A 22,385-nucleotide genomic window follows, 5' to 3' on the forward strand; every position below is an offset into this window, starting at 1 on the left:
CAACCCCGCACCACCCGTCCCCCTAATCGGGACAGACAGTACGGGGTTGCACCGCGTGTGAGGCTATGAAACCTCTCGCCTGGCTTATGCCTGGCCGACCTCGAAGCGGACGAAGTCGGTGATCTCGATGCCGTTCTCGTCAGCGAACTGCTTCACGGTCTTCTTGGAGTCAGCCAGCGACGGCTGGTCGAGCAGGACAACGTCCTTGAAGAAGCCACCCATGCGGCCCTCGACAATCTTCTCGATGGCAGCTTCCGGCTTGCCCTCGTTGCGGGTGATCTCTTCCTGAACCGCACGCTCCTTCTCAACAACGTCGGCCGGGACAGCCTCCTTGTTGAGGTAACGAGCCTTCATAGCAGCGATCTGCAGAGCCACCTGGTGTGCAGCCTCAGCGTTGTCACCGTTGTAGGCAACGAGTACGCCAACTGCCGGCGGAAGGTCAGCAGCCTTCTGGTGCAGGTACTTGGCAATGTTGTCGCCTTCGATGGTGGCAGCGCGGCGCAGTTCGAGCTTCTCGCCGATCTTTGCGGAGAGGCGCTCCAGCACCTCGTGTGCGGTCTCACCGTTGACGTCGGCCTTTGCCAGCTCCTCCTGGGAGTTCGCCTTCACTGCAGCAGCAGCCTCAGCGATCTGGTTGGCGATGTCCTTGAACTCCTGGTTCTTCGCCACGAAGTCGGTCTCGGAGTTGATCTCCACGATGGTGTTGCCGGAAACAGCAACGAGGCCCTCGAGGGCGTTGCGCTCAGCGCGCTTGCCCACGTCCTTCGCACCCTTGATGCGGAGGTTCTCAACGGCCTTGTCGAAGTCGCCGTCGGTTTCCTCGAGTGCCTTCTTGCAGTCGAGCATGCCGGAGCCGGTGATCTCGCGGAGCTTCTTGACGTCAGCAGCAGTGTAGTTCGCCATATTGGGCGATCCTCCTCGTGAAAGTTTTACGTAAAGGTATTCAACCGTTTCAAGCGTAGCCGACGATCTGGCCGGCGGCATGACTTGCCACGTGTGGAAAATACGAACACCCCGGTCCGCCGCGTCCCGGCCGGTAATCGGCGGACGTGAGCGGAACGCGGGGTGTGCGTGAATCCTGGCCGAAGCCAGGCGGCTTACGCCTGGGTTGCGGACTTGCAGTGTCCTTGAGACTTAGGCGTCCTTGCCCTCAGCCTGCTCAGCAGCGCGGACGGCTGCCGGCTGCTCGACCTCTGCAACTTCCTGCGGAGCAGCGGTCTCTGCGGCAGCAGCAGCCTTAGCGGCATCTGCTGCGGAAACATCGTCGGAAGCAGCGGCCTGTGCAGCAGCCTCGGCTGCCTCAGCCTGACGCTTCGCGTCGGTGTCGCCTGCAGCGTCACGTGCAGCTGCGAGCTGACGCTCTTCGCGCTGCTGCTTACCAGCGATGACAGCCTCGCCCACGACGTGGGTGAGCAGCTTGACAGCGCCGATGGCGTCGTCGTTGCCCGGGATCGGGAAATCGACAACATCCGGGTCGCAGTTCGTGTCCAGAACAGCGACGACCGGGATGCGAAGCTTCTGCGCCTCGTTGACGGCGATGTGCTCCTTGTTGGTGTCCACGATCCAGAGAGCGGACGGAGCCTTGGTCATCTCAGAGATGCCACCCAGGACACGCTCGAGCTTCACGCGCTCGCGGGTCAGCATGAGGATTTCCTTCTTGCCGCGACCTGCGTAGCCGTCCTCGGCTGCGTCCATCGCCTGAAGTTCCTTCATGCGACCGATACGCTTGGATACGGTCTGGAAGTTGGTGAGCATGCCACCCAGCCAGCGGTGCGTGACGTACGGCATGCCGACACGCTGCGCCTCTTCCTGGATCGGCTCCTGTGCCTGCTTCTTGGTGCCGACGAACAGGATGGTGCCGCCGTGTGCGACGGTTTCCTTGACAAACTCGTATGCCTCATCGATGTAGGTCAGCGTCTGCTGCAGGTCGATGATGTAGATGCCGTTGCGCTCCGTGAAGATGAAGCGACGCATCTTCGGGTTCCAGCGACGCGTCTGGTGACCAAAGTGGACACCTGCGTCGAGGAGTTCACGCATGGTTACAACTGCCATGGGAATGTCTCCTTCGGAGAAAGTAGTTCGGTTACTTGTAAGTCTCACGTGCGGGTTTTTATCCCTCACCCTGGCACCGTGCCTGCCCCGCACCCCTGTGAGAGGGACCGTTGCTGAGCAGCCATTGTTCGGCGCGCGTAGTCAATCTATGCAGCGCTCTACGGTGCTGCACAAACTGCCCCGGCAACCTTACCCGTATGAGCCCTAAAAACCTAAACTCATCTGCAACGTTGTGGATAACTTCCCCTGGAGTCACACTAACCACTCCCGTTATCCACAGATTTTGCGCAGACCCTGTTTTTTTCCACGCCGCAATGGTCCTTTGAGAGCATGCATTGCCTATCGACGACGCCACGCACCACCACAGCCACCATCCTGCTCGGAGCCCTACTGTGGTGCTCCCCCGCCACCGCCCTTGCCTGGGTCGATCCCGCGGCAGGCACACCGTATCCCCGCGCGGTATCCCGTCCTGCGTCAATCCCGGAGGAAAATTGGAAGCCTGGCCACCGTGGCGTGGATCTGCCTTTGAAGCTCAACGCGCCTGTGCTCGCTGCGGGCGACGGGGTTGTGGCGTTCGTCGGCACTGTCGCGGGCACTCCTGTGATCTCGATTGACCACCCAGGGGGCATTCGCACGACCTACCAGCCAGTGCGCTCAGACCTCAAGGCTGGCGACAACGTTACGGAAGGCCACATCATTGGCAGACTTGCGCGCGCCACAAGCCACTTTGCTGGCGAACACGACGGACTGCACTGGGGTGCGCTTACAGGACCTGACAAGTACATCGATCCGCTCACACTGCTGGAGCCACCGAGAATACGACTTAAGCCCGTGGATGCGCCTGGTCGTAGACGTTTTTGAGCCGCTGCGCCGAGACGTGTGTGTAAATTTGCGTGGTTTGCAGGCTTGAGTGCCCAAGCATTTCCTGCACAACACGCAGATCCGCTCCGCCTTCGAGCATGTGCGTCGCGGCCGTGTGGCGAAGGGTGTGCGGACTGATGTCGCTGACACCGGCACGTTGCCCGGCGCGCTCGACAACGCGGCGCACTTGGCGTTGGTCGATGCGCCCGCCACGCGATCCGACGAATACCGCATCCTCTGCTTTGCCATTGGCCAGTTCGGAGCGCCCGAACTCGAGCCACTCGTTGAGCGCCAGTGTTGCTTCGCGCCCGAATGGGACCACGCGTTGTTTGTTGCCTTTGCCGGTCACGCGGGCAAGCCCGCGAGCCAGGTCAATGTCGGCGAGGTTGAGACCGGTGAGTTCGCCAACACGCATGCCGGTGGCGTAGAGCAGCTCGAGCATGGCTCGGTCACGGAGGTGTTCGGCGGGGTGGGCGTCGTCGGCGGTATCCGCCTCGACGAGTTCTGTGGCACGCTCCCCGCGTACGACGTTGGGCAGCGCGCGATTCACTTTTGGTGCTTTGAGGCGGGCTGCTGCATCGTGGTCGATGTAGCCCTGGCGGTACGCCCAGGTAGAGAATGCGCGCGCGGCTGCGGTACGGCGCGCAAGGGTGGCTCGGCTGCGCCCGGCGGTCAGTGCGTCGGCCAGCCAGGTGCGAAGCGCCTCCAGGGTGAACGCGTCGAAGGTGTCTGCGTACCCGGCGAGTGTCGCCAGGTCGGAGACATACCCCTTCACTGTGTTTGGGGAGCGCCCGAGCACAAGCGAGGCGTAGTCGGCGAAATCGCCGACGCCCGCTTGCACTTGCCCTACGCTTTCACTCATGTCGCAGGAGTTTACTCGCTAACCGATATTCACTTGGTTATTCACTCGGTGCGGGACCATTCCTTCCGCTCGCGCTGCACCACTCCCCGTTTAGCGAGATCCATCAGGATATGCACCGCCAGTCCGATGGAAAGGCCAGCGTCTGCCGCGATCTCTTCAGCCGTTCGCGATCCTTCGCCTGCTCGTGGCAGTGCGTCGTAAATGCGCAGTTCGTTGTGGCTGAGTTGCTGCGTCAATGTCGGCGGGTACTTCATTTCCATCTGCTCGCCCGCATCGAAATCCCCCGTATGCACGATGTGCTCGTGAATCTGGTCGGCGTTGAGCACCATCGCCGCCTGCTTGTTCTGAATGGCGAGGTTCGTGCCGAGCGACTCCGTTGCAGTAATGGGGCCCGGCACTGCCATCGTTTGTTTATTCATTGCATTGGCCCACTTCAGCGTGTTTAACGCACCTGAGCGAAACGCCGCTTCCACCAGCAGGGTGCCCTGGGTCAGCCCTGCTACGAGACGGTTACGGGTGAGGAACCTGTGCCGGTCCGGGGTCGTGCCGGGTGGGTACTCGGTGACAATGGCTCCCCCGGCGCGCACAACCCGATCGAAGAGTGGCTCGTTGCTCAGCGGGTAGACGTACCCCGGCCCGCAGGCAGCGACCACGATGGTGGGTGCGCCGCAGTCGAGGGCCGCCTGGTGTGCGATCGTGTCGATACCCAGTGCACCACCAGAGACGATCGTGTACTGGTGTTTTGCCAAACCCCGCACAAGGTCATCGGTAGCGTGACGTCCATACTGCGTTGCTGTTCGTGTACCGACAACGCCGACCGACTGTGCAAGTAGCTTCGCAAGGTCTGCTTCACCTTTTACCCACAGCGCGTGTGGTGCAACCGCTTCTTCGTTCAGGGAAAGTTTTCGATCATCGTCCGGATACTCACAGTGGAACGTGGGCTTGATGTTCTCTCCAGGCCAGCCTGGCGAGTCTGGAGTCAGCAACGTATATCCGGCGGCCCTAGCACGCGCGAGATCCTGCGCAGGTTGGTCCCAGGTATAGCGGTTTTGCGTCTGCGGTCCTAGGGCCCCGATCCAGCTTGCACGCGTGCGCACACCGTGGGCAATCTCGTCCGCGCTTCGCCCGTTGGCAATGAACTCCTGAATGTGGATCGAGGGTCCCTCGACAACACGGCTGAGATACGCCCAGGATTCTGGCGAACTTACATTCCTCATGCCGCCACCTCCTCTGGTGCGGTGCGCATATCGACCGCGCGAGCCACATGGTCGATATCCGGTTGCGCCACGCCTTCCAGATCCGCAAGCGTCCACGCCACCTTCAGGCTCCGATCCACGCCACGCTGCGTGATACTTCCGGTGCGCAGCAGCGAGGACAGGTAAGCCATCGCTGCTTCGTCCGCGGGAAATTGCTTGCGGATCAAAGTTGGGGCAACGCGAGCGTTGACGGACTCGTCGATACCAGCCTGCGACCAGCGCTCTTGGGCACGCTCGCGCGCCTGCATGACACGCTCGGCGATGACTGCCGACGACTCCGCGTCACCCGGGGTAACCACCGTGGAATCCGCTGAGGTCTGGATGAACACATCCAGCCGGTCGAGCAACGGGCCGGAAACGTTGGATAAGTGCCGGGCCCGCTCAGCCACCCGACACGTGCAATTGCCGTTGACCCGCTGGCACGCACACGGGTTCGCAGCCAGAACGATTTGCGTATCAGCCGGGTAGACAACTTCCCGGCGCGAGCGCGTCAGGCGCACCTCACGCTTTTCTAGCGGGATCCGAAGCGCGTCGAGAACGTGCGCAGAAATCTCCGAGGCTTCGTCGAGGAACAGCACCCCATGGTGGGCCTGGCTGACCACCCCGGGGCGAGGCACTCCTGAACCGCCGCCGATGAGCGCCGCCCTGGTCAACGACGGATGTGGGGCGATAAACGGCCGGTTGGACACAATGCCGCCACTGGAAATTCCCGCAGCCGAGTGCAGCGCCGTGACTTCCACCATCTCCTCGATGTTCAGCGGCGGCAAGATAGAAGGCAGCCGCTCTGCCAGCATCGACTTGCCGGAGCCAGGCGGGCCGATCATCATCACGTGGTGCCCACCGGCTGCGGCGACCTCGAGGGCCTCGCGCTCCACAGTCATTCCGGCGATGTCACTGAAGTCCGCGACCGCTGCAGCGTGTTGGACCTCCGGCTCGCCGACGGTATCCAGCGTTGTCTCCCCGATGAGCCACTGCCACACCTGCGCCAGCGAATCTGCCACAAGGATGTTCTTCATGCCGAGCAGTGAGGCTTCTGCGGCGTTCTCTCGTGGAACGACGACGATGTCGGGTCCGGTGGTGGAGTCGTCGTGAAGCATTGCAATCAGCATCGGCAACACGCCGTCCACTCGGCGCAACGAACCATCCAACGCCAGCTCTCCGAGCAGCATTGTGCTCTCTAGTCTGCGCTGCACCCGCGGATCCAAACTGCCCAAGACGGCAGCTGCAATCGGTAAGTCGAAGTGCGAGCCCGTCTTCGGCAAATGCGCCGGGGACAACGACACCATGATCTTCGTACGTGGCCAAGGAAGCTGCGAGTTGGAGATCGCAGTGCGAATCCGGTCGCGCGACTCTTTCACCGCAGCATCGCCCAACCCCACCATGTGGATCCCCGGAAGACCCGGGCCGACGTTGGCCTCCACAGTGACAAGCCGAGCCGTGATGCCCTCAACTGTTGCGCTGATCGTGCTAGCAAGCGGCATCTTCCACCCCCAAGTAACGACGAAGGACGAAATCATCGCCATCGGTGACGCACTCCACGACGTCGAAACGGATAGCGCGAACCCCCAACGCAGGATGCTCTCGCATCCACTGCGCAGCGCAACGACGCATCGTGCGCAACTTCTTCGCAGTGACCGCCTCCGCGGCACCGAACGCGCCACCCCTGCGCGACTTCACCTCGACGAACACAATCGTGCCGTCTTCGTCTTCAACGACTGCGTCAATCTCCCCCGCAGCAACGCGTTCTCGCTGACCAAGGACGGTATACCCTTGCTCCGCGTACCAGCGAGCCGCAGCACGTTCCCCCAATACGCCCAACTCCTGTTGGGCCGCATACCTGGCGTGCATACATTCCCCCTTATTGTCTTTTAGGACCAAAACATCTGGTGCCTATTAGACGGGCAAATGCACGCCCCGGTTCCCTACTCCGGGAATGTCAGCTCAGGTTTATCCAACTCTTCAATGTTGACATCCTTGTAGGTGATCACACGCACGTAACGCACAAAGCGCACCGCACGGTACATGTCCCACACCCACGCATCCGACATGAGGACCTCGTAGTAGACGTCGCCACCCTCCGTGTGCGGAATCAGCTTCACCGCATTAGCCAGGTAGAAGCGGCGGTCCGTCTCTACAACGTAGGAGAACTGGCTCGCCACGTCGCGGTACTCGCGGTACAGGGACAGCTCAACTTCTGCCTCGTAGTTGTCAAGATCCTCGGCGCTCATACATGACCCCTTAGCTCAGTGTGAAACCTGTCAGCGTCCCTGACGTTCGCATAACTATAACGATGTTCCGGGCTCGCCCCGTGGCGGCGCACCGCGTCCATATGCACCTTTGTTGAATAGCCCTTGTGGCCCTCCAACCCGTACTGCGGATAGTCCCGAGCCATCTCCACAACGAGCCTGTCGCGGCTCACCTTTGCCAGCACACTCGCCGCAGCGATACAACGCGCGGTGTAGTCACCGCCGACAACTGGCAGTTGCGGTGCGCGAAGCCCCGGCACACGAAACGCGTCCACGAGCACGTAACCCGGATCGACATCCAAGCCTGCGACGGCGCGCCGGGCCCCATCCAGGTTGGCGTGTTGGATCCCGCGCCGATCAATCTCTGCCGCAGGGATATGAATGACGTGGTAGGAGACGGCGGCGTTGCGGATTTCGTCGAAAAGCAACTCGCGCTTCTTCGCCGAGAGTTTCTTCGAATCCGTCAACCCCTCAAGCGCAGCAATCGGCTTGATGGGCAAGACGCACGCAGCGATGGTCACAGGGCCGAAGCACGCGCCCCGACCAGCCTCATCGACCCCCGCCACCGGCCCCAGCCCGGCCTTGTCCAACGCGACCTCGTAGGTGCGTAACTGCTTAAGACGGCGCACTACCCTACTGCTGAATGTCCGGGTCCGACACACCCTGAAGGCGGTTCAGCGGGAAAACAACCGCCTGCACCTTGCCGCGGATATTCTCCTCCGGAATAGTTCCCTGGAACTGATCCCCCAAGTGGTAGCGAGAGTCCAGCGAGTTGGTGCGGTTATCGCCCATCATGAAGTAGTGGCCTTCCGGCACCGTCACCGGGCCGAAGTACGGACCACCACACGCATCCGAACCGGTCTCCTCATCCACCGGGTAGAAGTTCGGCTGCAAGATGTACGACTGATCGATCGGCTTACCATCAACCATGACCGCCGGGTCGCCCGCCTGACACGAGACAGTCTGTCCGCCGGTAGCGATGATGCGCTTGACCAACGTGTTTTCATCCTTGGGCACCAAACCAACCCAGGAACCTACCTCCTGCAGCCCACGAATCGCGGGGTTAGAAGAACGGTTGGAGGAAAAACCCGTGTTCCACGAATCCGTACCGGCGAACACGATGACATCACCCGGCTCAGGGTCCGAGAAGTAATAGCTGACCTTCTCTACAAAGATGCGGTCGCCCGAACCGTCCTCGCCGTGCAGCGTTGGCTCCATCGACGCCGACGGAATGACATACAGCCGGCCGATAAACGTTTGCAGCACGAACATGATCACCAACGTGAGCACAACTACCACCGGGATCTCGACGTACCAGGGAAGGTTCTGCTTCTCGTCGCTGCTGTCAGCGCCATTTGCAGCGCCGTTTGTAGGGCGGTCTGCAGCGTTCACCTCATACGATGCATCCTCGGCAGCGTACGGGTTGTGCGGCTTAGGGGTCTGGGGCTGCCCGTTGGCGGGCACATTCGCGTTGGTCACGCCGGATAGGTTAGCACCGCACCCCGACACCCTGAGAACGCAACGTGCCCCGCCCGAGAAACTCGGACGGGGCACGTGGTGCGGCTAAAACTAGCGACGCTCCTTAATACGCGCAGCCTTACCGCGCAGATCGCGCATGTAGTACAGCTTCGCACGACGGACGTCACCCTTGCGGACGACCTCAATCTTCTCCAGGTTCGGGGAGTGCACCGGGAAGGTACGCTCAACGCCGATGCCGAAGGAAACCTTGCGGACGGTGAAGGTCTCGCGGATACCGCTGCCCTGGCGACGCACAACGAAGCCAGTGAACACCTGAGTACGGGTCACAGAACCCTCGATAACCTTAACGTGAACGTCGAGGGTATCGCCCGGGCGGAAGTCCGGGATATCGTCACGGAGCTGGCCTGCGTCTACCAGATCAATAATGCCGTTGCTCATGAAAGCAATCCTTTTCGTTTTCGGACAGAGGACCCTGGCGGCACTTCCCTAATCAGGGCGCTCGGCCGGTTCGTGTCGATTACAACAACCTGCAGCATTCTACATACTGCCCGGTCACTTCCCAAATCCGGCACGCTTGAGCGCGTCCGCCATCGAGCCAGATGCTTGACGACGATCACCGCCCCGGTTCTGGTTTCGCCCCTGGCGCTGCTTCTGACCGCCACGGTTCTGGCCACGGTTCTGGCCACTGCGCTGTTTCTGACTGTTGGTCTGGCCGGGCTGGCCGGGCTCGTCGTCAAGCCGCAGGCTCAACCCGATGCGGTTGCGAGCGACATCCACATCCATCACCTTGACCTTGACCACCTCGCCGGAGCGCACCACCTCGTGCGGGTCGGAAACAAACTTGTGGCTCATCGCGGAGACGTGAACCAGACCATCCTGGTGCACACCCACATCCACGAACGCGCCGAAAGCGGCAACATTGGTCACGGTTCCCTCGAGGATCATGCCGGGCTTGAGATCCTTGACCTCGTTGACGCCTTCCTTGAACTCCGCAGTTTTAAACTCGGGGCGCGGGTCGCGCCCCGGCTTGTCCAGCTCGGCCAGGATGTCGGTCACGGTAGGCACACCGAAGGTGTCGTCAGCGAAATCTGCCGGCTTGAGTTTGGTGAGTACCGCCGTGTTGCCGATGAGTTGCTCGGTGTTCAGGCCCGTCGCCTGGGCGACGCGCTCCACCACCGGGTAAGCCTCCGGGTGTACCGCTGAGCCATCGAGCGGGTTCGTCCCGCCCTGGATACGCAGGAAGCCAGCGGCCTGCTCGAATGCCTTCGGCCCCAGACGCGGAACCTTGCCCAACTCCTTGCGGGTAGCAAAACTGCCGTGCTCGTCGCGGTACGCCACGATGTTCTTCGCCACCGTGCCGGACAGACCAGCGACACGCTCAAGCAGCGGTGCCGAAGCGGTATTGACGTCCACGCCAACTGAGTTCACCGCATCCTCCACCACAGCGTCCAACGTCTGTGCGAGCGCCGTTTGATTCACGTCGTGCTGGTACTGGCCTACGCCGATCGACTTCGGGTCAACCTTGACCAGTTCCGCCAAAGGGTCCTGCAGGCGGCGCGCAATGGACACTGCGGAGCGCAGCGAGACATCCATGTCTGGGAACTCTTCGGCTGCGATTGGGCTTGCCGAATAGACCGACGCGCCTGATTCGGACACAACCACCGGAGTCGGGCGCTTGCCGCCAGCCTGTGCGATGAGGTCCGCTACCTCGCCGGCGAGCTTCTCCGATTCGCGCGAAGCGGTGCCGTTGCCAATAGCGATGAGCTCGACTCCGTGCTGGGCAGCCAGCGACGCTAACTCGGCACGCGACGCGTCCCAACGGTTCTGCGGCTGGTGCGGGTAGACGATTGTCGTGGCCAGCACCTTGCCGGTGCCGTCCACAACCGCGCACTTCACGCCGTTGCGATAGCCCGGGTCAAGCGCGAGCGTTGCGCGCTGACCTGCGGGGGCGGCGAGCAGCACGTCGCGCAGGTTGGTCTTGAACACCTGCAGCGCGCCCTCCTCGGCCTTTTCCTTCAGACGCATGCGGGTATCCAGGTTGGCCGACACCTGCAGTTTCGTGCGCCAACCCCACTGCACCGCCTTAGCCAACCAGGCGGAGTCTTTCACCGGCAGATCGAAACGATCCGCGATCATGCCCTCAAAGACGGCCTCGTCGCCCGGGTCGAGGTTGAGCGTGAGCACGCCCTCGTTCTCACCACGCAGCAACGCCAGAATGCGGTGGCTGGGCAGTTTGTCGAACGGCTCCGAGAAGTCGAAGTAGTCCGCGAACTTCGCGCCTTCCTGCTCCTTGCCCTCAACAACCGAGGAGCGCATGGTGCCCTGTTCGTAGACGCGGTCGCGCACGGCTCCAACAAGGTCGGCGTCGGTGGCGAACCGGTCCACCAAAATCGAACGAGCACCGTCGAGTGCAGCCTTGGCATCCGGGAAGCCTTCGGAGAGGTACCTCTCGGCGAGGGTCTCGGGGGTGGCGGTGGGGTCGTCGATAAGCAACTGCGTCAAATCCTCAAGACCTGCCTCGCGGGCGATATCCGCCTTAGTCTTGCGACGCTTCTTGTAGGGCAAGTACAGGTCCTCAACGCGCGCCTTCGTATCGGCTGCGAGAATCTCGCGTTTGAGATCGTCGGTAAGTTTGCCCTGCTCCTCAATACTTTCGAGCACCGCGGTCTTGCGCTCAGCGAGCTCGACGAGGTAGATGTTGCGCTCCTCAATGTGGCGCAACTGCCCGTCGTCGAGCCCACCGGTGGCTTCCTTGCGGTAGCGGGAAATGAACGGCACGGTGTTGCCCTCGGCGAGCAGTTTCAGCGCCTGCTCGACCTGAGATTCCCGAATGCTGAGTTCGTTCGCGATGGTGACTGCGATTGATGTCATTCGGGCGATCTTAGTCGCGCCGTTGTTGTGCCAGCTTTACAGCAGCACCTGCGCCAGAATCGAGCCCACCACGCACGAAGTGAACACCGAGATCGCACCCGGAATCAGGAACGAGTGGTTGATCACGAACTTGCCAATTCGGGTGGTGCCGGTGCGGTCGAAGCCGATGCAAGCCAGGTCGGACGGGTAGGTGGGCAGGATCCAGTAGCCATACGCCGCGCCGTAGAAGCCGACAATGACCTTCGGGTCGATGCCCAAGGCAAGCCCGATCGGGGCGATGGCGACCAGCGCCGCAGCCTGGGAGTTCACCAACTTGGACACAATCAGCAACACGATGGCGTACGCCCACGGGGCAGCCTCCACAACCGAGCCGAGGCTGTCTTCCAACTGGTCGATGTGCGCCGCGAAAAATGTATCCGCCATCCAGGCCACGCCAAACACGGAGAACACCGCGGTCATGCCTGCCTTAAATACCGGAGTCGAGGCGATCTTCTTGTGATCCACCTTGCAGAACAGCAAGATGATCGCACCGGCAAAGAGCATCACCATCTGGATGGCGAGGTTCATGGACAGCGGCTTCATGCCACCGTCACCGTCGTCGAACGCGGGACGCAGGCCCTCAAACGCGCCGAGAACAACCACGAAGGCGATAGCGCCGAGGAAAATCCACACCGCGTTGCGAGCGGACTTTGGAAAGACTTCGTCCAGAAGCGAATGGCTGGACTTGTTGATGGACTCCGCAAACGCCGGGTCCTGCATGCGCTCCTGGAATACCGGATCCTTGTCCAGATCCTTGCCACGGTGCAACGACCACAACGCGGCCAAGATCACGCCGGAAAGCGAAGCCGGAATGGCAACCATAAGAATCTGCGGGATCGAGTACGCCTTATCGATAACTCCGGCGTGTTCCGCCAAAATCGACGCGAGCGACACCGTTGCCACCGACACCGGCGAGGCTGTAATACCCATCTGCGCCGAGGTAGAAGCAACCGCCATGGGACGCTCCGGGCGAATTCCCTTCTTCACCGCGATGTCTTCGATAATCGGGAACATGGTGTAGACCACGTGACCGGTACCGCACAGCACAGTGAGGAACCATGTGGTCACCGGAGCCAGCAAGGTGATGCGTTCCGGGTGGGCGCGAAGGAGCTTCTCGGCTTGCTGCATCATCACCTCCAATCCGCGCGATTGTTGGAGGGTCGCCGCACAGCCGATGACTGCGATGATGGTGAGCATAACGCCCACCGGTGGTTCGCCCGGCTCCAGACCGAAGACGAAGACCATGAGCATAAGGCCGATGCCAGAGATCAGACCAAGCCCAAGGCCCCCGTACCGCGTGCCGAGCAGAAGAGCGCCAAGAATAACGGCGATTTGAAGGACAATTGCGAGCCCCGAGGTGGGGTCGAGCACTGACGCGAGCATGGGTGTCCTTTCGTTTTGCAACGCGTGTAACACACCCAACTCTAAGCGAACAATGATCTGACCTTTAAATTATTGTGGGGTGATTTTCACCACCTCAGCAGGCATTACCCTGCCGTGTACCCGCTCCACTGCGTACCCTTCGGCAACGCATCCGCAACCGCTTGCGTCGCATCCTCCAGCGACAGCGCGGTTCGCCCTTTTACCGTAAGCGTCGTTTCGTTCCGCTCGATCGTCTCCGCGCGGTAGCCTGCCTGTTTCAGCGCCCGTCGCAGTTGCTTTGCGACGACCCGCTGTCCGCCCACCTCGAACACCGACACAACCTCACGCGAATCCAGCATGAACCGGTCCTCTTCACTGAGCTCCACCTGTTCGAGCAATTCGGGCCTGACGGCACGGGTGCGTTTCAGCGACTGCTCACGGCGCCACGCATCAACCTTCTTGTGGTCGCCAGAGGTAAGCACCTCCGGAGCCTCGATCCCCCGCCATACTCGTGGTTTTGTGTAACTCGGCCCCTCAAGCAACCCATCCGAGAAGCTGTCCTCCTCGTGGCTTTCAGTGTTGCCAAGCACTCCGGGGATCAACCGGGTGACTGCCTCCGCGATGACTAGCACGGCGACCTCGCCACCAATGAGTACATAGTCACCAATGGACACCTCACGCACCCGGTAGCGCTGCTTCGCATCCTCGAAGACACGCTGGTCGATTCCCTCGTAGCGCCCGCAAGCGAACACAATGTGTTCCTCGCGCGACCAGGCACGGGCATCCGCCTGCGTAAATGGCTTTCCGGCCGGTGTGGGAACGAGCAACAGCGGCTTTGAGGCGTCATCGCCTGCCACTGGGGATTCGTAAGGGCGTGGTGCACCGTTTGCGACATCGTCGTGACGCAACTTGTCATTCCGGTGCTTGGCCGCCGAGTCCAGCTCCGTGCCTGTGCGTCCCGCAGCGATATCGTCGAGCGCCGGCCCCCACACTTCCGGCTTCATCACCATGCCAGGACCACCGCCCAGAGGGGGTGCGTCTACCGACTTGTGGTTACCCGTCGCCCAATCACGCAGGTCATGCACTCCGACAGACAGGATGCCCTGCTCAATCGCCTTGCCCAGCAGCGCGTGGCGCAACGGGTCCAAGTACTCCGGGAAAATGGTGACGACATCGAGGCGAAGCACCGGCTTCGGGTTAGACATCAAGCAGTCCCTCCGGCGGCGTAATCACCAGGTAGCCATCAGCGAGGTCAATATCCGGCACAAACTCCATAACGAAGGGCACGAGGACTTCCTTGCCGCGATAGTCGATCTCCAGAATCTTGCGATTCGGCGCATCCATCACGCCAGTAACCTCGCCAACTTCATCGCCGTCATGGCGGACCTTCAACCCGATGAGTTCGTGGTTGTAGTACTCGTCGGAATCCTCGTCGCGCTCCAGAGGTTCTGCAAAAAACTTCATGCCGCGCAGACTGTCCGCGGCAGTGCGGTCTGGCACCTCCTCAAAACTGACGAGGAGGCGCTTCTGATGAGGCCGAACCGTCTTCACAGTCAAGTGCTGTTCCTTGCCAGCCTGGCGGCCAGTGAGCACCTCGCCGACAACAATGTGGTCTTCAGACTCGTCGGCGAGTAGCTCGACTGCTACCTCACCCTTCACGCCATGCGACTTCACGACGCGGCCAATGTTGAGCTCCATAATCGGCTACGGTAGCAGTCCCACAAATTGCCCTTGTCGGCCTACCAGACCTTGTCGGCCTACCAGACCTTGTCGCCACGAACTGTGGCGTCGAAGCCGCCGTCGATAAAGACAACCTGGCCGCACAGGTGGGTATTCTCCTCACTGGTCAGCCATGCAATGAAGCTGGCCGCAGCCTCTGCCGGCATCCAACCGTTCAGCGGCATCGGCACCTGTGCCAACTGCGCACGACCTTCGTCGGTGTTGCGCAGCTCTTCAGTCATCGGGGAAATCACGACGGCCGGCGCAATAGCGTTGAGCGCAATGCCCTTGCCAGCCCACTCCTCGGAGATCGCGTTCTTGCGCACCCAACGAGCAATGGCCTGCTTAGAGGACGAGTAGTTAAGGTATGCAACTTCGGGGCCCTGGTCAGCAAGTTCCTGACCACGCTTGACGGTGGCTTCCTCATCACCAGCAAGCATCGCTTCAATCAACTGGTCATCCGCCGGCTGCAGTGATGCGATCGACGCCGTCACCACAGCGCGCGGCGCATCCGACTTCTCCAGCAGCGGACGAAGCCCCTCAAGCGTTGCCACCGCGCCGAAGTAGTTCACCTGCGCGGTCTTCGGCGTCGGCGCCTGCATACCGGCATTCGCAATGACGCCGTCGAGCTTCCCTTCGGAAAGCTTGGTTGCCTCATCAACGAGTTCCTGCCGGCCCTCAACAGTTGTGAGGTCCGCATTGATATCCGCATTCGCAATATCGGCAGTAATCACCTTGTGACCGCGAGAGGTAAGCAACTCCGCAGTCGCCTTGCCAATGCCGCCCGCGCCACCAGTCACCAAAAACGTACGAGCCATGATCCGCTCCCCTTTCGATTAGGAAATGTCTACATGCCCAACCGTACGCAAGTTTTGCAAAGCTGCAGCACGAAAAACCCCGCACCGGCACGAAAAGTGTGCGGTGCGGGGTGTCGTCGATAAGCGAAAGGCTTATGCCTCCTCGGCCGGAGCCTCCTCAGACTCAGCCTCAGCAGCCTCGCCCTCGGCCTCTGCAGCCTCGGCCTCTGCGGCAGCTGCAGCCTCAGCAGCTGCCTTAGCCTCAGCGTCTTCCTTAGCCTTCTTGCGCTTCTCGGTGATCGCCTCAGCGGTCGGGCCGTTCTTAGCCTCTTCCAGAGCCTGGTTGAACAGGTCGAGCTTGGACGGCTTCTCCTCAGCAACCTTGAGGGTGCCCTCAGCACCGTCGAGGCCCTTGTGCTTCTGCCAGTCGCCGGTCACCTTCAGCAGCGCGAGCACCGGCTCGGTCGGCTGTGCGCCGACACCCAGCCAGTACTGAGCGCGCTCGGAATCGATGCGGATGAGCGACGGCTCTTCCTTCGGGTGGTAGATGCCGATGTTCTCGATGACAGCACCGTCACGACGGGTGCGAGCATCAGCGATGACGACACGGTACTGAGCGTTGCGGATCTTGCCAACGCGCTGCAGCTTGATCTTTACAGCCATGGTGTACTTCCTTTAGGTCACTGGGCAGTGCAGACACTCGCCGCTTCTCGACGAGCCGGTTCAACCCTTCTTATTTACCCTGCGCGTGCCTGGCCGGTCGACCATCCCCTCCCAGGCAACCTGGGAAGGATCCAGACGGATCCGGCGCGTACGCAGTTATAGACTTGTCGTGCCAAACGCCAACAATGACGTCAGACAACCTTTGACATCTTACGGGCTAAAACCCCAAGACACCAAACTCCCGCACGGCAATGCCTTGCAATGCCCCGGTGTGGCTGGTTCGGTCATGCAAAGTTCAGACTGTATGGTCTTTACCGATTGCGACGCGCATTGCCAGCTGCAATACACGTCGCCTGTAACGAAATAGAAGTAGTTGACAAGGTTGGACACGATGGCAGGACAATCGGCACAGTCGACAAAAGGCTCGACCGCATACCGCGTCGACCTCGATGGGCTGCGTGGATACGCCATCGCACTCGTCGTCCTGTTCCACGTCTTCGTCGGACGTGTCTCTGGTGGCGTCGACGTCTTCCTGCTGCTGTCCGGTTACTTTTTCCTTGGCGGGCAACTGCGATACGCTCTGCGTCCGAACCCAAACCTGAACCCGTGGTGGCCCCTGTGGCGCACCATCCGCCGACTCGTACCGGCGCTCGCACTTGTCATCGTTAGCGTTGTCCTTCTCGTTCTCGCGTTTACGCCAGAACTGATGAGCCAGCAGCTCGCGAGCCAAGTCACAGCGTCGATGCTGTACTACCAAAACTGGGAACTCATCGCCCAAAATGCCGACTACGCTGCAGCAAGCCAGGAAACATCCCCGCTACAGCACTTGTGGTCAATGTCGGTCCAGGGCCAGTTCTACATCTTCGGCATCCTCATGGGCACCCTGCTGGCCTTTGCGGTATCGAAGCTCAAAGCCAACCCTGTCTGGGCACGGCGCGTAGCTATCGGGGTGCTGGCGCTCATCACTATCGCCTCCTTCGCCTGGGCCTCCCGCTTCGGTTTCGTCGGCACCGGCGCCAACTACTACTCCACGTTCTCTCGCGCATGGGAACTCTCCCTCGGCGCACTGCTCGCCTTCGTACCAGCCGAGCGATTCTTCCCACAGCGTTTCGCCTGGTTCACTGCGCTACTCGGCGTCGCAATGATCACCATCACCGGCATCGTTATCCCAACGTCGCTCGCATTCCCCGGCCCCCTCACACTGCTGCCACTGACCGGTGCCGCACTGGTCATCCTGTCAGGCAACAGCGACGCTGTCTCCGGCGTGCTGGCATCTGCACCCATGACCTGGCTGGGCAAGATCGCTTACTCGCTCTACCTTTGGCACTGGCCGCTTTTGATCATCGTCACCGCCCTCGGCGGATACGCCGTTCCCCCAGCATGGCTCGGCGCATGTGTCATCGCCGTGTCCCTCGCCCTCGCACACATCACCCACATGCTGGTGGAAGATCCACTACGCCAGCATCGTGCGCGCCCGCGTGCCATGGATACGCCGGTGCGCGACGCGGGGTCGTCGCTACGCACGTGGCCCGGAAAATTCCGCGCAACGGGTGGTGTGCTCACCGCCGCTTTGTTTGCCGCAGCACTTGCCATCCAGCCAATCTGGAACGATCGTATCGACGACGCCGACAAACCCCTCGACCCCGCCATCTACCCAGGCGCACTCGCACTCGCCGGCGCCGAAGTCCCCGACGTCGAAGCCCGACCAGACCCGAACCTGGTTGCAGGCATCTACCCACCAATCGGACTGGACAACTGCATGGTCTTCCTCCCCGAAGGCCCAGACATCATGCCGGGACCTCACTGCGTATACGGTGACCTGGAAGCCGACACCACCATCGCACTGGTCGGCGGCTCCCACATCGAACCATTCGGCATCCCACTGGACATCCTTGGCAAACGCCACGGCTTCAAAGTTGCAACATTCGTGCGCCAAGAATGCCCACTCGTCGTCGGAGGCCCCTGGGACCCCGCCAACGCCGACATTGTCTCGCCAGAATGCGCAGAATGGGGCGAGAACGCGTTCGCAGAACTCGTCGAACTCAACCCTGCCATGGTGATCTCCACCTCCACACGCCCCGCAGGTCACGCAGGCGGTGGCATCGCCTCTCAGGACTACGTGCCTGACGCATACGCAAACTTCTGGCAACGCCTCGCTGAATACGGCATCCCATTCGTCGGCCTGCGCGACAACCCATGGATGTTCAACCCCGACGGCGACCCAATGGACCCCAACCTGTGCCTCGTAGCCGGATACTCCGAAGCCGACTGCTCCATGGACGCACACGTGGTCTACTCCCCTGAAGACCCTGCGAAGTACTTCCTCGACGGCGGCTACAACCAGTGGGAAATCGACACCGCCAGCTGGTACTGCATCGACGGCATCTGCCCGCCGCAGATCGGCAACATTTACATCTACCGCGACCAGAATCACATCTCCAACGCGTACGCCGAATCGCTCGCCCCATTGATGTGGGAAGAGCTCACCCCGATCTTCAACAAGCTTGGGCTTATCGACGACACCACGCTGGCCCCCGAAACCGCCACCGACTCTGCCCAAGATGGCGAAGAGGCCAACACCCTCTAAAGTGCTGGCCTCTCCCCCCTTTGATCTGTGAAGCGTTCGCGCTGCGGCGCGCTGCGCGCTAGAAGAACTTCCCCTTCTGCATACGCTTCATCGCCTCGTTGAAATCGAGGTTGTTGAGATCCATGCCCTGCATGCCCGCAGGAAGCTGGCTCTGCAACTTTTCCAAATCCTTCATATCCGGCATACCGCCACCCATGCCCGGCATTCCTGGCATTCCTGGCATCCCTGGCATCTTCGGCATGCCCTGATTTCCACCGCGCTTCACCGGCTTGCGCTTGCCGTTCTTGCCCCGGCGCCCCTTCGGCTTCTTCTTAGTAGCGCTTCGGCCCATGCCAGGCATACCCGGCAAGCCGAACTGGCTGGCCATCTGCCCCATCATCTTCTTCGCCTCGAAGAAGCGCTCCACCAACTGGTTCACATCCGAGACCTTCACACCGGAACCGTTAGCGATGCGCTTGCGGCGCGATGCGTTCAAAATCTTCGGATCCTGGCGCTCCTGAGGAGTCATACCGCGAATGATGGCCTGGATACGGTCGAGCTGCTTCTCGTCGACCATGTCCGCCATCTGGTTCATCTGCTTGCCGCCAGGCATCATCTTGAGCAGGTTGCCAATCGGCCCCATGCGACGAATCATGAGCAACTGGTCGAGGAAGTCCTCCAGTGTGAGTTCGCCGGAAGCCAACTTGGTTGCGGCTGCCTCAGCGTCCTGCTCGTTATAAGTCTGCTCAGCCTGCTCAATCAGCGACAGCAGATCACCCATGCCGAGAATACGGCTGGACATGCGGTCCGGGTGGAACACGTCGAAGTCGTCGAGCTTCTCGCCAGACGACGCAAACAGAATCGGCTTGCCCGTGACCTCACGGATGGACAGCGCGGCACCGCCACGGGCGTCGCCATCAAGTTTGGTCAGTGCAACACCAGTGAAGTCGACGCCAGCAGCGAACGCCTCGGCGGTAGACACCGCATCCTGACCGATCATCGCATCAATAACGAAAATGACCTCATCCGGATTCACTGCATCACGGATGTTGCGGGCCTGAGTCATCAGGGTCTCATCGATACCGAGGCGGCCCGCAGTATCGATGATGACCACATCGTTTTTGTTCTGCTTAGCGTGCTCAATACCCTGCTGCGCCACCGCAACCGGATCACCGTGCGAGGTGCCCATCTCGTGCTCATACGAGTCGATGGACGTACCCGGATCCGGGGCAAACGTCGGCACACCAGCGCGCTCACCAACAATCTGAAGCTGCTGCACCGCACCCGGACGCTGCAAGTCACACGCCACCAACATCGGGGTGTGGCCCTGCTTAGCCAAGTGCTTAGCCAACTTACCTGCCAGGGTGGTCTTACCAGCACCTTGCAGACCGGCGAGCATAATCACGGTCGGCGGGTTCTTCGCCAAATTCAACCGGCGAGTCTCACCGCCGAGAATGTTTGTCAGTTCCTCATCAACAATCTTGATGACCTGCTGCGCCGGATTCAGCGCTGCCGAAACATCGGCACCGAGGGCACGCTCCTTGACGCGCTTAATAAACGCACGCACAACCGGAAGCGACACGTCCGCCTCCAGCAACGCGATACGAATCTCGCGAGCCGTGGCGTTAATATCCTCCTCGGTGAGCTTGCCCTTGCCTCGCAGACCACCCAGGGCTGATTGGAGGCGGTCGGACAGTGACTCGAACACGGTGTGCACGCTCCCTTTTGCTTCTAGCGGAAAAGAATCCCCACAAGACTAGCGCGCGCCCCGGGTGATGGGCACATCACCGGGGGCGCGGGGTCGTCGACAAGCAAGCGCTTAGCCGAGAAGAGCGTCGACGAAACTCTCAACCTCAAACGGCGCAAGATCGTCCGCGCCCTCACCAAGACCAACCAGCTTTACCGGCACACCAAGTTCCTCCTGAACCTGGAAAACGATACCGCCCTTGGCGGTGCCGTCGAGCTTGGTCAGCACCACACCCGTGATGTCAACAACCTCACGGAAGACACGCGCCTGCGCAATGCCGTTCTGCCCCACCGTCGCGTCGAGCACCAGCAACACCTCATCGACGTTGCTCTTCTTCTCCACGACGCGCTTGACCTTGCCCAGCTGATCCATCAGACCCGTGGAGGTGTGCAGGCGGCCCGCCGTATCGACGAGCACCACATCAGCACCCTCGTCAACACCAGTTGCCACAGCATCGAAGGCCACCGAAGCCGGGTCCGCACCCTCCTTGCCACGAACCGTGGAAGCGCCGACGCGCTTGCCCCAGGTCTCCAACTGGTCCGCAGCCGCCGCGCGGAACGTATCCGCAGCACCAAGCACCACCGAGTGCCCCATAGACACGAGCACACGAGCAAGCTTGCCGGTAGTCGTCGTCTTACCGGTGCCGTTGACACCGACAACCAAGATCACGGCCGGTTTGCCGTCATTCGGCATCGCCTTAATCGAACGGTCGAGCTCCGGACGGGCAGCCTCAATCAGAGTTTCGCGCAGCATCGCACGAGCCTGCGCTTCGTTTTCCACACCACGCTCAGCGATCTTCTCGCGCAGGTTGTCCGTGATCTTCATCGTCAGACCCGCACCGATATCGGCCAAGATCAGCGTGTCTTCAATCTCCTCCCACGCGTCCTCGTCCAGATCGCCAGCGGAAAGAATGCCAAGCAGACCCTGGCCGATGGCGTTCTGAGAACGGGAAAGGCGGCCACGAAGCTTGCCCATGCGACCTGCTGCTGGAGCGATGTCATCGATCGGTTCGCTCGCGGGGGCCTCAACAACGACAGCCTCATCGGAAACCTCAGCGCCATCCTGGAGCGCCTCTTCAGCACCCTCTTGAGCCACTACAGCAGCCGCAGCAGCCTCCTCTGCCTCCGCCGTGTCTGGTGTGTCTGGCGCATCGGGCGTTTCCGATTCGGCCTCAGGGGTTTCTGCCTCATCGACAGCAGGTTCCGGCTCCGGTTCTGGAGCTGGCTTCGGCTCTGCTACCGGCTCAGGTTCTGGTGCCGGCTCCGGTTCTGGCACGGCACATTCTTCAACGACAGGCTCCTCCACAGGCCGCTCGGACGGCTCTGGCTGATCTACCTCCGTGCTGGTGGTGTCGTCGACAAGCAATGGCTCTTCATCAGGCGCAACTGCTTTCTCGATAACAGTCTTCGGCTCCTGCTCGGCCTTTTCAGGCTCGACTACCGGCAGAACCGGCTGGTCACGACGAATCGGCTCCGGCTGCTTCGGCTGAGCATCCGCCGGTGCGAAATTGAAACCGCCCTTCGCCTGATAATTGCCGGATTTCTCCTGCTGAGTGAGCTCCTTCGGCTCCTCCGGCTTCTCAAACGAAACGGTCTTCGACTCCTTGCGCTTCTTCCCCGCAACGACGATGCCCACGATGATCAGCACGGCAACGACGACCGCAACCGCCACCCAAAGGGCCGGGGAGTTCATCAACTCAGTGGTATTCATGCGTTCTAGTGTGCCAGCCGCCACGACACAAGGTGGAACAGCAATAGACACATTGCTTATCGACGAATCAACGCTGCAGGTCAGGCCCATCCATACGAACGGGTGTTCGAATGTGTGGCGATCGTGTCGGCCTGGTCTGTAGCTTCATTTTCAAC

At 61.1% G+C, this 22,385-nt stretch carries 20 protein-coding genes; 2 read left to right on the top strand and 18 right to left on the bottom strand.

All coding sequences use genetic code 11. The features are described from left to right. Positions 1–84: 84 nt before the first annotated feature. Together tsf and rpsB are read right to left on the bottom strand one after the other, a co-directional pair. Entirely contained in the window at positions 85–903 is an 819-nt protein-coding gene (gene tsf, locus HMPREF2785_RS06365; protein WP_070422265.1) for a translation elongation factor Ts, read from the bottom strand. Positions 904–1,134: 231 nt separating this feature from the next. Then, entirely contained in the window at positions 1,135–2,052 is a 918-nt protein-coding gene (gene rpsB / locus HMPREF2785_RS06370; RefSeq protein ID WP_070614557.1) for a 30S ribosomal protein S2, read from the bottom strand. Positions 2,053–2,382: 330 nt separating this feature from the next. Between rpsB and HMPREF2785_RS06375 the strand changes: the two genes are divergently transcribed. After that, positions 2,383–2,913 (top strand): M23 family metallopeptidase, encoded by a 531-nt coding sequence (locus tag HMPREF2785_RS06375; RefSeq protein WP_083279399.1) that lies wholly within the window; start codon positions 2,383–2,385, stop codon positions 2,911–2,913. On the opposite strand, the gene HMPREF2785_RS06380 is transcribed toward HMPREF2785_RS06375, so the two are convergent. The 14 genes from HMPREF2785_RS06380 to rpsP form a co-directional block, all read right to left on the bottom strand. Continuing rightward, the gene (locus tag HMPREF2785_RS06380) at positions 2,876–3,775 is read right to left on the bottom strand and encodes a tyrosine recombinase XerC (protein WP_070614558.1); all 900 of its coding nucleotides are present in this window, start codon (positions 3,773–3,775) and stop codon (positions 2,876–2,878) included. The genes HMPREF2785_RS06375 and HMPREF2785_RS06380 overlap by 38 nt on opposite strands. Before the next feature lie 41 nt (positions 3,776–3,816). After that, a complete protein-coding gene (dprA, locus tag HMPREF2785_RS06385; RefSeq protein ID WP_070614559.1) occupies positions 3,817–4,992 on the bottom strand; it encodes a DNA-processing protein DprA in 1,176 nt (391 codons plus the stop codon). Further along, complete coding sequence (locus HMPREF2785_RS06390; protein ID WP_070483901.1) at positions 4,989–6,512, bottom strand: YifB family Mg chelatase-like AAA ATPase; 1,524 nt, start codon at positions 6,510–6,512, stop codon at positions 4,989–4,991. The genes dprA and HMPREF2785_RS06390 overlap by 4 nt, the downstream gene beginning before the upstream one ends. Beyond that, positions 6,499–6,879 carry a YraN family protein gene (locus HMPREF2785_RS06395; RefSeq protein WP_070422259.1) on the bottom strand — a complete coding sequence of 127 codons (381 nt, stop codon included), beginning with the start codon at positions 6,877–6,879 and terminating at the stop codon, positions 6,499–6,501. The genes HMPREF2785_RS06390 and HMPREF2785_RS06395 overlap by 14 nt, the downstream gene beginning before the upstream one ends. Positions 6,880–6,953: 74 nt before the next feature. Continuing rightward, on the bottom strand, positions 6,954–7,259 hold the full coding sequence (locus HMPREF2785_RS06400) for a DUF2469 domain-containing protein (protein ID WP_070422258.1): 306 nt from the start codon (positions 7,257–7,259) through the stop codon (positions 6,954–6,956). Beyond that, positions 7,256–7,906 (bottom strand): ribonuclease HII, encoded by a 651-nt coding sequence (locus HMPREF2785_RS06405; RefSeq protein ID WP_070450984.1) that lies wholly within the window; start codon positions 7,904–7,906, stop codon positions 7,256–7,258. Before HMPREF2785_RS06405 ends, HMPREF2785_RS06400 begins: the two co-directional genes overlap by 4 nt. 4 nt (positions 7,907–7,910) lie before the next feature. Then, complete coding sequence (lepB, locus tag HMPREF2785_RS06410) at positions 7,911–8,741, bottom strand: signal peptidase I (protein WP_371326413.1); 831 nt, start codon at positions 8,739–8,741, stop codon at positions 7,911–7,913. Positions 8,742–8,846: 105 nt separating this feature from the next. Next, positions 8,847–9,194 (bottom strand): 50S ribosomal protein L19, encoded by a 348-nt coding sequence (rplS, locus tag HMPREF2785_RS06415; protein ID WP_070422256.1) that lies wholly within the window; start codon positions 9,192–9,194, stop codon positions 8,847–8,849. 114 nt (positions 9,195–9,308) lie between these two features. Continuing rightward, a complete protein-coding gene (locus HMPREF2785_RS06420; RefSeq protein WP_070614560.1) occupies positions 9,309–11,627 on the bottom strand; it encodes a Tex family protein in 2,319 nt (772 codons plus the stop codon). A gap of 36 nt (positions 11,628–11,663) precedes the next feature. Next, positions 11,664–13,049, bottom strand: coding sequence for an anaerobic C4-dicarboxylate transporter (locus tag HMPREF2785_RS06425; RefSeq protein WP_070614561.1), 1,386 nt, complete (start codon positions 13,047–13,049; stop codon positions 11,664–11,666). A gap of 104 nt (positions 13,050–13,153) precedes the next feature. Further along, entirely contained in the window at positions 13,154–14,233 is a 1,080-nt protein-coding gene (trmD, locus tag HMPREF2785_RS06430) for a tRNA (guanosine(37)-N1)-methyltransferase TrmD (RefSeq protein WP_070614562.1), read from the bottom strand. Further along, entirely contained in the window at positions 14,226–14,726 is a 501-nt protein-coding gene (rimM, locus tag HMPREF2785_RS06435; protein WP_070614563.1) for a ribosome maturation factor RimM, read from the bottom strand. The genes trmD and rimM overlap by 8 nt, the downstream gene beginning before the upstream one ends. Positions 14,727–14,785: 59 nt before the next feature. Beyond that, a complete protein-coding gene (locus tag HMPREF2785_RS06440; RefSeq protein WP_070614564.1) occupies positions 14,786–15,565 on the bottom strand; it encodes an SDR family NAD(P)-dependent oxidoreductase in 780 nt (259 codons plus the stop codon). Between the two features lie 132 nt (positions 15,566–15,697). Further along, positions 15,698–16,207, bottom strand: coding sequence for a 30S ribosomal protein S16 (gene rpsP / locus HMPREF2785_RS06445; protein WP_070483912.1), 510 nt, complete (start codon positions 16,205–16,207; stop codon positions 15,698–15,700). Between the two features lie 391 nt (positions 16,208–16,598). Here rpsP and HMPREF2785_RS06450 point away from each other — a divergent pair, with 391 nt between their 5' ends. Further along, positions 16,599–18,794 (top strand): acyltransferase family protein, encoded by a 2,196-nt coding sequence (locus tag HMPREF2785_RS06450; RefSeq protein WP_070614565.1) that lies wholly within the window; start codon positions 16,599–16,601, stop codon positions 18,792–18,794. A gap of 58 nt (positions 18,795–18,852) precedes the next feature. On the opposite strand, the gene ffh is transcribed toward HMPREF2785_RS06450, so the two are convergent. Both ffh and ftsY read right to left on the bottom strand, forming a co-directional pair. After that, the gene (gene ffh / locus HMPREF2785_RS06455) at positions 18,853–20,481 is read right to left on the bottom strand and encodes a signal recognition particle protein (protein ID WP_070422388.1); all 1,629 of its coding nucleotides are present in this window, start codon (positions 20,479–20,481) and stop codon (positions 18,853–18,855) included. Positions 20,482–20,592: 111 nt separating this feature from the next. Then, positions 20,593–22,230 (bottom strand): signal recognition particle-docking protein FtsY, encoded by a 1,638-nt coding sequence (gene ftsY / locus HMPREF2785_RS06460; protein WP_246818859.1) that lies wholly within the window; start codon positions 22,228–22,230, stop codon positions 20,593–20,595. Positions 22,231–22,385 lie beyond the last annotated feature (155 nt).

The organism is Corynebacterium sp. HMSC067D03 (assembly GCF_001811185.1).
GTDB classification, from domain to species: domain Bacteria; phylum Actinomycetota; class Actinomycetes; order Mycobacteriales; family Mycobacteriaceae; genus Corynebacterium; species Corynebacterium coyleae.